This window comes from Corynebacterium lubricantis DSM 45231, assembly GCF_000379425.1.
Taxonomy (GTDB): domain Bacteria; phylum Actinomycetota; class Actinomycetes; order Mycobacteriales; family Mycobacteriaceae; genus Corynebacterium; species Corynebacterium lubricantis.
In genome coordinates this window covers 1-12,453 of the sequence record NZ_KB902192.1, presented here as the reverse complement: position 1 = coordinate 12,453, position 12,453 = coordinate 1, and the positions used below count along the sequence as shown (strand labels likewise).

Here is a 12,453-nt window from a genome sequence, read left to right as displayed (position 1 = left end):
CAACAGAAATAGCGCTGTGAACTGGGAATATAAAGAGTTGTTTTTTGGTCTTTCGGATTTATCCACAGGTTATCCACAAATGCTCACGGATGGGTGGCCCTGGCGACGTGCAGGGTTGGGAGTTATCCACAGATTCTTGTGGATAAGTGGAGAAAAGAACGCTCGACGAGGTGGAACACTCACTCAGTAGGGGCCTTTCCACAGGGCTGAAACATCAACTTTAAGTGTCTAAATCGATGGGTAAGATGAGCGCAGAAGGAAGGGGCAACACAGTGACATCGCCAGATGATTCAACCAGCTTCGACGACGGATATACGCCACCGCCAGAGCCACAAGACTCGCACCAGGGTTCGCAGGGCTCCCAAGGTTCAGAGCGTTACGGTCGCAAGCGCAATTTCAATCACCAAGATGAGTCGATGCAGGAGTATCGCCAACCACCCCATGACCGCCAGGCGGAAATGGGCGTGCTGGGCTCGATGTTGCTGAGCCCGAATACGGTGCTCGACGTGATCGAGGAACTCACGGCGGAAGATTTCTACTTCCCTGCGCACCAGTTGATTTACCAAGCCATCATGGATCTTTACTCGCAGGGCTCCGAGATTGACCCGCTGATCGTGTCCGGTCGGTTGGATCGCTTCAATGAGCTCGAGCGGGCAGGTGGCGCGCCTTATCTCCATACGCTGATTTCGGGAGTTCCTACTGCGGCTAATGCGCGGTACTACGCCGAGATCGTCGCTGAGAAGTCGGTGCTGAGGCAGTTGGTCAATGCTGGTACACGCGTGGTTCAGATGGGCTACGAGGGCTCGGAGGGTATGGACGTAGAGGCCGTCGTCGATCTGGCACAGCAAGAGGTCTACGGCATTGCGCAGTCGCGTACCACAGAGGACTACCAGGCTCTCTCGGACCTGCTCAAGCCGACTGTCGATGAGTTAGCCAAGATTGAAATGGGGGGCGGCCTTGAGGCCGGTGTTCCCACTGGTTTCATCGATCTGGACAAGCTCACCAATGGCCTCCACGGGGGTCAGATGATTATCATCGCGGCACGTCCCGGTGTGGGTAAGTCCACCCTGGCATTGGACTTCATGCGCTCGTGTTCAATTCACCATGGCAAGACCTCGGCAATCTTCTCGCTGGAAATGTCTGCCACCGAAATCGTCATGCGCCTGCTTTCGGCGGAGACTGAGATCAAGTTGTCGTCGATGCGTGCCGGCACGATGGAGGAGGGCGACTGGGAGAAGATGACCTCGAGGTTGTCTGAGATCCAGGAAGCGCCGATCTTTATCGACGATTCACCGAACCTGACCATGATGGAGATCCGCTCCAAGGCGCGTCGTTTGAAACAGCAGCATGGCCTCGACCTGGTTGTGCTGGACTACCTGCAGCTGATGAGCTCCGGTAAGAAGGTTGAGTCGCGTCAGCAGGAAGTCTCGGAATTCTCGCGTCAGATGAAGCTGTTAGCGAAGGAGTTGGAAGTGCCGGTTATTGCGATCTCGCAGTTGAACCGTGGCCCAGAGTCGCGCAACGACAAGAAACCTCAACTCGCGGACCTGCGTGAGTCGGGCTCCCTGGAGCAGGACGCCGATATGGTGTTCTTGCTCTATCGCCCAGACTCCCAGGACAAGGATGATGAACGCGCGGGCGAGGCCGACATCATTGTGGCAAAGCATCGTGGTGGCCCGATCGACACTATTCCGGTGGCGCACCAGCTGCACTACTCGCGCTTCGTTAACATGGCTCACGGTTAGGGGAGTGGGTCGGGGAAGGTCACAATCGGGGGTAGTGACGCATGTCACAATCACACCCCCTTGTGTGGCATAAACTTCTATGCCAATTGCTGTTTCCCCTGGTCAAGGCTACCTATGGATAATTCAATCGAGTTAGGTTTGCCTTACCAACGGTGACAGGGGGTGATTTGATCCCTAGTCTTAAGGGAAACAGAAAGGAGCTAGCTGTGACCATTCGATCCATTGATAACGCATCCCCGGCCTGCGCTTCAACCATGGCACGCCTCGATGACTCCATCACCGTCGCTCATACTCAAGAATCAACGATGTTACTGAATATGCCTCGTTCGATCGATGAGTGGAACGACGCGACGCAGTCCGAGCGTCCAGGTTTCTTTTCGAAGTTGAAGGGCCTGTTCGCATAACAGCGAACCACACAACCTCTAACAACCGAACATAAGAAAACGACGATCACCAGGTGAGGTGATCGTCGTTTAGCTTTTTTAAGCGAAGCAGGGTTGAAGCCCTAATCAAGCACCTTGCCCTTTTGCTCAGGCAAGGTAAACGCCGCGATCGCAGCGATGGCGAAGGCCGACGCGAACACAGAGAATACGACGGCCTGACCACCGAAGACCAGAAGCGGCGGGACGATCAGCGGGGCGCAGATCGAGCCCACTCGGCCGAATGCTGCGGCGGCGCCTGTACCTGTGGCTCTGATGGCGGTGGGGTAGAGCTCGGGGCCGATGGCATAGAGCGCGCCCCAAGCGCCGAGGTTGAAGAAGGAGAGCAGGCAGCCCGCAGCGATGATCTGCCACTCGGAGCTTGCAAGTCCATAGAAGACTGCGGCACCTGCCGAACCGGCAAGGAAAACCGCGAGGGTAATCCGCCGGCCCCAGACCTCGATGAGCCAGGCAGCCATGGCGTAACCCGGAAGCTGAGCCAGAGTGATAATCAGTGTGAACGTAAACGAACGCACCAGTGTGAAGCCTTGATCGACAAGCAGCGAGGGAATCCAGGTAAACGCGCCGTAGTAGGACAACGAGACGCAGAACCACACGATCCAGAACGCTAAGGTGCGGCGCCACATCGGCTTGGACCAAATTCCGCCGTCTGTGTGTTCTTCGGCAGGCGGAGCAGGGGTGGTGTCATAATCTGCGGGATCGACACCCTCTTCCAGGTCCTGGACGATGGCCTCGGCTTCGTCGTGACGCCCCTTCTCCTCCAAGAAGCGCACCGACTCGGGGATTTTCATGCGAATGTAGAGCGCATAGGCGGCCGGCACGGCACCGAGAGCGAGGCCCCAACGCCAGCCGTTTTCACCTTCAGCGACGACAAAGGTGCCAATGATCGCAGCTAAAATCCAGCCCACGGCCCAGAATGCTTCGAGCCACACGACCATTCGTCCGCGCACTTTGCGCGGGGCGAACTCGCTGACCAGGGTGGAGGCGACAGGGAGTTCCGCGCCGAGCCCAAGCCCGGTGAAGAAGCGGAACACTAAGAGCATGCCCACCGACACCGAGAGGGCAGAGGCACCGGTGGCGATGCCGTAGATCAGCAGTGTCAGGGCAAATACTTGACGACGACCGATCTTATCGGCCAGCAAGCCGCCCAAAGAGGCACCGATGGCCATTCCAATGAAGCCGACCGATGCGATCCAACTGGTGGTGGTCTTGTCTAAATCCCAGTGGACGGCCAGCGCGGCGATGACAAAAGAGACGAGGCCGACGTCCATGGCGTCGAGGGCCCAGCCAACACCGGAGCCAACGAGGAGCTTTTTGTGCTTACGTGTCACCGGGAGCCGGTCAAGCCGTTCCGTGCGGGTGAGCTGCTGCTCAGAAGTCTGTGGATTATTCACGTCTAATTACCTTATAGCAGAAAACCCTCGAACCACGAGTAGGTTCGAGGGCAAAAGGAGCCGCAGGGTCAGATTGAGACTATGCGTGTGAGGACTTGAAGCCACGCAGGCGCAGGGAGTTCGATACCACGAAGACCGAGGAGAACGCCATGGCGATACCTGCCAGCATTGGGTTGAGCCAACCGATGGCAGCAACTGGAATCAAGATGACGTTGTAGGCGAAGGCCCAGAACAGATTTCCCTTGATGGTGCCCAGCGTCTTGCGGGAGAGGCGAATAGCGTCGCCAGCCGAGCGCAGGTCGTTGTTCATCAAAGTGATGTCCGAGGCCTCGATGGCAACATCCGTGCCGGCGCCCATGGCTAGGCCCAGATCTGCGGTAGCCAGTGCTGCGGCGTCGTTGACACCATCGCCCACCATGGCCACGCGCTTGCCTTCGGCTTGCAGCTTCTTCACCACGTTGACCTTGTCCTCAGGCATAACCTCAGCGATCACGTTCGAGGCGGGGATGCCTACCTCTGCTGCAACAGCTTCGGCTGCACCGCGGTTGTCGCCGGTGAGCAGGTAAGGCTCGAGGCCAAGCTCCTTGAACTTAGCGACAGCCTCAGCGGAGGTTTCCTTGACAGTATCGCGCACGGTGATGACACCGATGACCGCACCATCTGCGGAGACGACAACCGGAGTACCACCAGTGGTCTGCGCCGCATCAAATGCAGCCTGCAGCTCGCCGAGGGGACCGGCAGGACGGCCCACCACTACGCGCTTTCCATCGACCAAGCCGGAGACGCCTTGGCCCGCTTCGTTCTTAAAGTCAGTCACCTCAGGCACGGCAATGGAGCGTTCTGCTTCCTTCACAATTGCCTGGGCGATGGGGTGCTCCGAGCCTGCTTCCACAGCAGCGCCGAGGGCGAGGACGTCGTCGTTAGCAATGCCTTCTGCCGCAACAACCTGGGAAACACTCATTTCGCCGGAGGTGACCGTACCGGTCTTGTCCATGACGATGGTATCGACCTGGCGGGTCGACTCAAGTACCTCAGGGCCCTTGATCAGCAGACCCATCTGAGCACCACGACCGGTGCCCACCAGGATGGCAGTTGGAGTAGCCAGGCCGAGTGCACAAGGACAGGCGATGATCAGCACTGCCACGGCTGCAGTGAAAGCGTAGGCGGTGCCGTGGCCCAGCCCCAGGTGTACGAGCAGGGTGATGATCGAAATAACGATCACGGTAGGAACGAAGATCGAGGAGATGCGGTCAACAAGCTTCTCCACGGGAGCCTTGCCGGCCTGGGCGTCAGAGACGAGCTTCGCCATCTGCGACAGGGTGGTCTCGGAGCCGACACGGGTGGCCTCCACGATGATGCGACCGGAGGTGTTTAGCGTTGCGCCGGTAACCTTGGAGCCCTCGGTGACCTCGACCGGGATCGACTCGCCGGTGAGCATGGACTCGTCGACAGCTGAGGAACCGCTGACCACTCGACCGTCGGTAGCGATCTTTTCACCTGGGCGAACAATGAATTGGTCGCCTGCCTGGAGCTGGCTGACCGGGATGCGGATTTCCTTGCCATCGCGGATCACGGCGGCATCTTTGGCGCCCATATTCAACAGGTCGCGCAGCGCCTCGGATGAGCGTCCCTTCGCCTTAGTCTCGAACCAGCGGCCGAGCAGCAGGAAGGTGATCACGACGGCGGTGGTTTCGAGGTAGATCTCGTCCATGTGTGCATCCGACGGTAGGAGGCTCATCTCCATCTTCATGCCGGTCATGCCAGCATTGCCGAAGAACAGCGCGTAGACACTCCACCAGTACGCAGCGGAGGTACCCAGGGTGATCAGGGTATCCATGGTGGTCGAGCCGTGGCGCAAGTTTGCGAACGTCGCGCGGTGGAAAGGTTCACCGCCGATGATGTAGACCAGCGTGGTCATGGCGAACACGGCCCACTGCCAATACGTGAACTGCAGGGCCGGGATCATCGAAATCAGCATGATCGGCACAGTCAGGATCGCCGAGCCGATCAGCTTCGACTTCAGGCTATCTGCCTCGCGCTCGCGGGCTTCGTCGATCTGGTCATGGGCACTTCCGCTTGACGACGATTCCGAAGCCGCATCGGTTGAGCTAGCGTCCGACAGCGCGAAAGCGTCGTATCCAGCACCCTTCACAACTTCAATGAGTGCATTTCGGTCGGTCTTCTCTGGGTCGTACTGGATCGTTGCCGTTTCCGTGGAGAAGTTTACGTTGGCTTCGACGCCGTCGACCTTGTTGAGCTTGCGCTCGACTCGGTTGGAACAGGATGTACAGGTCATTCCTGTTACTCCGAGGTCAATGTGCGCGAGGTTGACTGGCACATTATCTACATCTGCGGATGTCATCTGGGTTCCTTTCAAGATTCCACATCCAAGTTTATACCCCCTAGGGGTATTAATCAAGCATGAAAAAACCCGGAGGTGATCCTCCGGGAAAGTGGGGGTCTGCGACGCTACTTAACCGCGTAGCCCGCCTCGGCAACGGCTGCAGTGACCTGCTCGTCGGTAAAGTCCTCGCCGGTCACCTCGACGGCGCCGGTGTTGTGATCTGCGGTTACTGCGGTAACGCCTGTGATCTCGGAGATCTCTTCCTTGACGCTAGCCTCGCAGTGGCCGCAGGTCATTCCTTCAACGGTGTAGTTCTTAACTGCCATGGTGATGTCCTCTCTGTTGGGTGTTGACATCGCCCACGATATACCCCGGGGGGGTACATGTCAACGTGGTGTCCGTGGCTGATGCTCCGAGGCGATGGAGATTCGGTTGTATGTGTTGATCAAGATGATCGCCCATTCCAGGGCCGCTACCTGCTCCTCTGCAAAAACCGTGCAGGCCTTGCGGACAACATCTGTGTGCCGGCTACCGCGAGGCAAAATGGTGAGCTCCTCAGCAAGCTCGAGTGCCATGTATTCCTGCTCATCGAATACATTGGGCAGCTCGCGCCACGCCGGAAGGACATCCAGTTTGGTTTGAGACACCCCGGCCTTGCGGGCCGCAGGCGCGTGGGTATCAAGGCAGGCGGCGCAGCCGTTAATTTGGCTGACCCGTGTGCTGACCAGCTCCACTAGCGCTTCGGAGAGATCTACCTCGGGGTAGACCTTGCGCATTTGCATCACGACCCGGCCTTGGCCCTTGAAGATCTCGGGAAAGAACTTCCCCAAGTTTGGAACGCGCTGCGTTTCTGCAGGAATTTCGGTCATTGCTTTATTGCTCCTTTAGTTCTTCATCCAGCCACTGCAAATCAGCAGGGCGCGGTTTGCGCCATTCAACGCCCATCTCTTCGACGTCCGAGGGATGCTTTTCCAGCCAACCGCGAACGAATGGGCAGACCGCAACCACAGATTGACCTTCGTCCTTCGTTGCCTCGAGGCCTCCTCGGGCAATAGCACCTGCCAGTCCTTGGCCACCATATTCCTCGGAAATCTCCGTGTGATAGATAATCCGCTCGTTGGCTTTGTCAAGGAAATCCATTCGACCTGCGACGTTCCCGTCGTCAGCGATAATTTCGAAGTGATTGTTGGCCTTGCGTACTTCACTCATTGCTAGTCAATCCTTTGCTCTGGTCGGGCTACCGGGTCTGGATTCGTACGTGCTTTCAATCGAGTCTTGGGGAAGGGAGGTGCCGGCAACCTGTCGAAGCCGTCGGCATGATGGGCAATATACCCGTGTGTTTCGCCGAAGCGCTCGGAGTGGTTTTCCCATTCTTCGCGGTATTGGGCAACTTCCTCGTGTGTGCGGCCAATAAAGTTCCACCACATCACAACGTCTTCAGTGAATGGCTCGCCACCGATGAGGATCAGTCGCGCCGGGGTGGAGCCATTGTTCCGAATGCGCAGTTCGGTTTCTCCCACACCGGTATAAGCAAGCTCCCGGGGCTTAACAACGACGCCTTCCAAATCGACGTCGCCCTCGTCGACAAGCAATCCATGCTCAAAGGCGGGATCGACGGCAATCGGTAGTGTAGCGCCCGGGTCGAGGCGGATTTCGGCGCCAACGAGTGGCGTAAACGTCGAGATCGGGGACGTTTCGCCGAACAAGGTGCCCATAAAGACGAGTGCTTGTGCGCCGTCGAGGGCCAAAAGTTCAGGCTCATAGTGGTCGAAGCGGCGCTCTCCGTGTCGTGCAGAATCTGGCAGTACCGTCCAGAGCTGAACGCCATGCAACGTCGTGGTTGACTGGGTGGAGACTTCGGAGTGGCAAATACCGGCACCAGCGGTCATCAAATTGACCTGGCCAGGAATGACAACAGCGTGGTTATTGCCGGAATCGTGGTGGGTAATCTCGCCTTCGAAGAGCCACGAGACGGTTTGCAGACCAGTATGCGGGTGTGGGGCAACATCCATCCCACCCGTATCGGCAACATTTTCTGGCCCATAATGGTCCGCGAAACACCACGCTCCAATTAGCGAACGCTGTCGCTGCGGGAGGGTGCGGTGCACGTTCATTGCTCGGGGTCCGCCAAGGGGAACCTCTCGAGCTGTAATAATTTCAACTTTTGCCCCATCGCTACAGGTAGGTGCCTGCGGCTTAAGATCGATGGGCTCCGGGTTCTGTTCTGTTGTGGACATGACATAAGGCTACGTCAGTACGCACGGGCACCGCTACGCTCTCTTTCGCTATTCGACGAGAAGCGAAAACCCTGCTGACTCAACAGCATCTAGGATCTGATCATCGGCGAATCCCTCTCCTGAGACGGACACGCGCCCGGTTACTAGATCAATCTCGGCGCCTTGGGTACCCGGTACTTCATTGATTTCCGCAACCAGCGTGTCTGCATCTTCCTGGCTATTGAGGCCGTTCACTGTGTAATTCTTTGTCATTGCATTTACTCCTTTACGCTGCTGCGGGAATATCCCGGCCCCATGTATCGTTGGGGCATACAAGGGAACCTTACAAAAGATCCGAAAAAACAGGGAGAATACATGGCTACTATCGATGTAACCGAAGACACTTTTGAGCAGACCGTGACCAAGGACGGCATTGTTTTCGTCGACCTTTGGGCTGACTGGTGTGGCCCTTGTAAGCAGTTCGCGCCAACCTACAAAAAGGCATCTGAAGAAAACGAAGACATCACTTTCGCGAAGGTTGATACCGAAGCAAACCAGCAGCTTGCTGCCGCTCTTCAGGTTCAGGCAATCCCAACGCTGATGGCTTTCCGCGACGGAATTCTTGTTTACCGTGAAGCTGGAGCACTGCCTCCGGCAGCGTTTAACAGCCTGATCGAGCAGGTGAAGGCGTTGGACATGGATGACGTTCGTCGCCAGGTTGCCGAGCAGAACCAGCAGAATGACCAAAACCAAGAGGGCTAAACGCTAGCCTTTGTTCCCACCTTTACCCACCCCAAATCGGGGTGGGTTTTGTGCGCTCTGGGTGAATCTCCAATTGACCGAGTCGGGTTCGAATCAGGTCGACAGCAAAGTCGCAAATCCGAACGTAAACTGGGGAGGACTTAAATAGATCGTTGCCGATACCAATAACAAGGAGCACTCCAGTGGCAAATCCGTTTAGCAAGGGTTGGAAATACTTGATGGCTTCGTTTGATCAGAAGATCGACGAGAACGCCGATCCCAAAGTTCAGATTCAGCAGGCAGTAGCGGCTGCCAAGAAGCAGCATCAGCAAATCACCGAGCAAGCGGCAAGCATTATTGGCAATAAGAAGCAGCTTGAAATGCAGATGAACCGCCTGCAGAAATCTCAGGAAGACTACCAGCAGAAGGCACGCACTGCCCTGATGGCTGCGGACAAGGCCGCTGGTGAAGGTGACAGCGAAAAAGCACAGCAATTCAGCAACACCGCAGAGATCTTCGCTTCCCAGTTGGTAGCTGTTGAGCAAGAGTTGGAAAACACCAAGAACATGTACCAGCAGGCTGACCAAGCCGCGGCACAGGCGCAGAAACAACAGCAGGAGTCGGAGACTCGTCTGAAGGGCCAGTTGGCTGAAGTGGACAAGCTGATGGCTCAAGCGGATCAGGCTGCGATGCAGGAGAAGACTACCGAGGCAATGGACACCATCGGTCAGTTCAATACCGATGATTCCGTTCCTACCCTCGATGGCGTCCGCGACAAGATCGAGCGACGCTACGCAGATGCGCTTGGCCAACAGGAGCTCCTGGGCAACACGGTCAACGATCGCATGTCGGAGATCTCTTCTGCTGGCACCGATATGAAGGCTTCCGCAAAGCTTGACGAGATTCGTGCTTCGATGCGTTCGCCGGAGCAGCTCACGGCAGGGTCTGGAGCAGCAGAGAGCGATGCAGCAGACTCTTCTCAGGCTTCGGAGCATGATTCGGATATTGACGAGGCGGAGGCTTACTTGGCTGAGGACACCTCCGGCGACGCTTCTCACGATTCCGAGGGCGAGACCGAACAGAAATAGGGCGCGTGCATTCACCCCGCTGAGTTGGAAAATGCCCCTGAACAGGATCATTCACGATCGTGTTCAGGGGCATTTTTGTCTTGGCTCGGGTGGCCTACTCCTTGTGGAAGTTGATTAAAACACCACGAATGCCCGAGTGAAATCCATCGCGCAAGTTGACGCGTTGGTTTTCACTAAGCGTGTATTCATGCAGGGTCTCGCACGCAAACTGGAGCAAAGGGCGGTCAATTTCAGCAGGTAAGCCACCTCCTGAAAGAGTGTGCGCCTTATCCCGCTGCTCACCCGAAGCGACGTTTTCATACCACCACGTGGCATACTGCTGGCCCACATCAAACGGGGTCTGGAAGCCGGCTGAAGACCAAACTTCCTCCGGTAGTGGAAGGTAGCGAGACCGCAGCTTCCTCCGGGGTGCCATCATGGACGGCTTCGGCGTTGGCTTCGGTATAGCATCGCCGGACCCAGATGAATCTGTGTCCTTTTCCACGCCTGTAGAGTCGGTTGGCTCGCCTAGCTGGGAAGGCTGGGGCGAGGCCTGCTTGGTGGACGAAGGAAGAAACTGGGAATTGACCAGTTCCGTTTCGACTTCGCTAGGCTCGTCGGCTTCATGCGACACTGGGGGAGCCGGCTCAGGAGCGGATTCAGCATTGTCGGTAGTGACCTGACCGTTTTGATGCTGCTCGTTCTCGGATTCAGACGGTTTGGATTTTGCCGGTTTGCGCTCTGGAAAAGCTTCCCCAATGCCAATCTCTACCTTTGCAGGAGCTTCCGCTGGATGATCCGCATCCGTGGTCGTTGAGTCCTTGTGACGCTGAGGATCAGGAACCGCAGTCATCCCGTCAAACTGCTCAATCGGTTCAGCATCACCAATTGGCCGCTCCCGAATAGTTGGGGGGAAGGGGACCTTCCAGAACACGAAGCTGCATGGCATCACAGAAATCCTCGCGCGGATCCAAAATCGTCGTGGAATCACACACATGGCGCAATGCCGACGACATCGAATCCCAGCCGAAGCCGTAGAGGTGCACACGAACGCCAGCGTTCGTCGCCTCTTCCACACCGGGAATCATGTCCGCATCTCCGGAAACCAGCACGAAGTCAGTGAACTGACCGCGCAGGGCATTGACAACGATGTCGGTTACTAACCGTGTATCAACACCTTTCTGCGTGCGACGTTCACCCCATTCGATTAATTGACCAGTGCGTAATTGCACACCATTACAGGTGCGCAGCGCACGTTGATAACGATGCGGCCCTGAATCAGGGATTCCGTCGTACCAATATTGTCTATGAATAGGTTGGTTGAGTTGTTGGGTAATCATGTCCCCGAGGCTGTTGACTACCTCGGGAAGATCTATTTCTAATTGTGATCTCGCGCCTGTATCCCACGAGTTGTAAAAGCTCGCGAGCAGGTAAGACGTGTCAACAAAGACCAATGTGCGTTCAAGCATGGCTCCTAAATTCCGAATCTTTTCGTTCTAACTAATTTTCATTGCCCCCCTAGTCTGCCTGACGTTGTCCGATTAAGTCGATAGCGAACGGCAAAACTATGAGTATTCCATAGTAGTCAACGAAAATGATTGCGATTTGGTTCCCTTACTTATACGGTAAGTTGCAACACTAACTAACCGACTAAGATGAAAGCCCGATTTGTGGATAACGAAGCAGAGCCCCTTTTCCGGCAGATAGCTACCCTGATTTCCGATGCCATTGTTGACGGGGAATATGGGCCCGGAGACAGAGTCGCATCGACAAATGATTTGGCTCACTTTCACGAAATCAATCCCGCAACTGCCCGAAAAGGGATCGCACTCTTACGGGATGAAGGCATTCTCGAAAACAGAAGAGGGGTAGGCACGTTTGTTGCGGAGAATGCGAAGGAACGCATTCTTGAGAATCGTAGGCGTGGATTTCCGGGAGACTATCTCGCACCGCTTATCGACGAGGCGGTCAGGTTGAATTTCGCCAGGGACGAATTGCACGAGCTGGTCGATAGAGTTGCCGAAAGTAGGGGAATGTATAAGTAATAACGTCACTGTGACGGCTAAATTGCGCTACAACCCGATGTTTGGAAGTAAATTTCTTATGAACTGAATAGTGGTTACGCGGATCCTCAGTTCTGATTGGAAAAAATGTCTTCAGAAAGCCTTGACATGAAATGCGTGCTGATTAGTTAGCTTAAAACTAGGCTTTAACCAGGCGATTTGTGTAGTGTTTCTGTTTATGGATATAGTTCTTCAAGTCGCAAGGAACGCTGCAGAGCGGAACGAGCGACAGGGAGTTTCAATCAAATTGACTTCAAATTAACGAAGATGTAAGATTGAAATCCGGCCCTGAAGGCCAGAAAACACTCGGTGAGTGTGGATGGTGTTGGGTGCAAGTGTTGTGTGAGAACTCGATAGTGTGCCAATGTACTTTTGTTTGTGTGTTGGTTTGTGTGCTTGGTTGTTTCCCTGCCGCATAGTTGCTGTCCTTTGGGATGGTTGTT

The 12,453-nt window shown here is 55.9% G+C and carries 12 protein-coding genes and 1 pseudogene; 5 read left to right on the top strand and 8 right to left on the bottom strand.

Going from position 1 to position 12,453, the window contains the following annotated elements:
• The first annotated feature begins 245 nt into the window (after positions 1-245).
• Together dnaB and A37O_RS0105770 are read left to right on the top strand one after the other, a co-directional pair.
• Positions 246-1,745, top strand: coding sequence for a replicative DNA helicase (gene dnaB, locus A37O_RS0105775; protein ID WP_083912606.1), 1,500 nt, complete (start codon positions 246-248; stop codon positions 1,743-1,745).
• A gap of 206 nt (positions 1,746-1,951) precedes the next feature.
• Positions 1,952-2,149 (top strand): hypothetical protein, encoded by a 198-nt coding sequence (locus A37O_RS0105770; protein ID WP_018296547.1) that lies wholly within the window; start codon positions 1,952-1,954, stop codon positions 2,147-2,149.
• Positions 2,150-2,250: 101 nt separating this feature from the next.
• Here the strand turns inward: A37O_RS0105770 and A37O_RS0105765 are convergent, their stop codons facing one another.
• From A37O_RS0105765 to A37O_RS0105735, 7 genes are all read right to left on the bottom strand, one after another.
• Positions 2,251-3,579: an MFS transporter gene (locus A37O_RS0105765; RefSeq protein ID WP_018296546.1), complete on the bottom strand. Its 1,329-nt coding sequence runs from the start codon at positions 3,577-3,579 to the stop codon at positions 2,251-2,253.
• 79 nt (positions 3,580-3,658) lie between these two features.
• Positions 3,659-5,941, bottom strand: coding sequence for a heavy metal translocating P-type ATPase (locus A37O_RS0105760; RefSeq protein WP_018296545.1), 2,283 nt, complete (start codon positions 5,939-5,941; stop codon positions 3,659-3,661).
• A gap of 107 nt (positions 5,942-6,048) precedes the next feature.
• Positions 6,049-6,249: a heavy-metal-associated domain-containing protein gene (locus A37O_RS0105755; protein ID WP_018296544.1), complete on the bottom strand. Its 201-nt coding sequence runs from the start codon at positions 6,247-6,249 to the stop codon at positions 6,049-6,051.
• Positions 6,250-6,309: 60 nt separating this feature from the next.
• A complete protein-coding gene (locus tag A37O_RS0105750) occupies positions 6,310-6,792 on the bottom strand; it encodes a carboxymuconolactone decarboxylase family protein (protein ID WP_018296543.1) in 483 nt (160 codons plus the stop codon).
• Between the two features lie 4 nt (positions 6,793-6,796).
• Positions 6,797-7,132 (bottom strand): GNAT family N-acetyltransferase, encoded by a 336-nt coding sequence (locus tag A37O_RS0105745; RefSeq protein WP_018296542.1) that lies wholly within the window; start codon positions 7,130-7,132, stop codon positions 6,797-6,799.
• 2 nt (positions 7,133-7,134) lie between these two features.
• Entirely contained in the window at positions 7,135-8,160 is a 1,026-nt protein-coding gene (locus A37O_RS0105740) for a pirin family protein (protein WP_026196171.1), read from the bottom strand.
• Between the two features lie 48 nt (positions 8,161-8,208).
• On the bottom strand, positions 8,209-8,412 hold the full coding sequence (locus A37O_RS0105735) for a heavy-metal-associated domain-containing protein (RefSeq protein ID WP_018296540.1): 204 nt from the start codon (positions 8,410-8,412) through the stop codon (positions 8,209-8,211).
• Between the two features lie 42 nt (positions 8,413-8,454).
• Between A37O_RS0105735 and trxA the strand changes: the two genes are divergently transcribed.
• On the top strand, positions 8,455-8,901 hold the full coding sequence (trxA, locus tag A37O_RS0105730; RefSeq protein ID WP_083912605.1) for a thioredoxin: 447 nt from the start codon (positions 8,455-8,457) through the stop codon (positions 8,899-8,901).
• A 182-nt stretch (positions 8,902-9,083) separates the two neighbouring features.
• Complete coding sequence (locus tag A37O_RS0105725; protein ID WP_018296538.1) at positions 9,084-9,968, top strand: PspA/IM30 family protein; 885 nt, start codon at positions 9,084-9,086, stop codon at positions 9,966-9,968.
• 94 nt (positions 9,969-10,062) lie between these two features.
• On the opposite strand, the pseudogene A37O_RS16100 reads toward A37O_RS0105725, so the two are convergent.
• Positions 10,063-11,416 (bottom strand): annotated as a pseudogene (locus A37O_RS16100) (NYN domain-containing protein).
• Between the two features lie 201 nt (positions 11,417-11,617).
• On the opposite strand from A37O_RS16100, the gene A37O_RS0105715 reads away from it, so the two are divergent.
• Positions 11,618-11,992 (top strand): GntR family transcriptional regulator, encoded by a 375-nt coding sequence (locus A37O_RS0105715; RefSeq protein WP_018296537.1) that lies wholly within the window; start codon positions 11,618-11,620, stop codon positions 11,990-11,992.
• Positions 11,993-12,453: the final 461 nt, after the last annotated feature.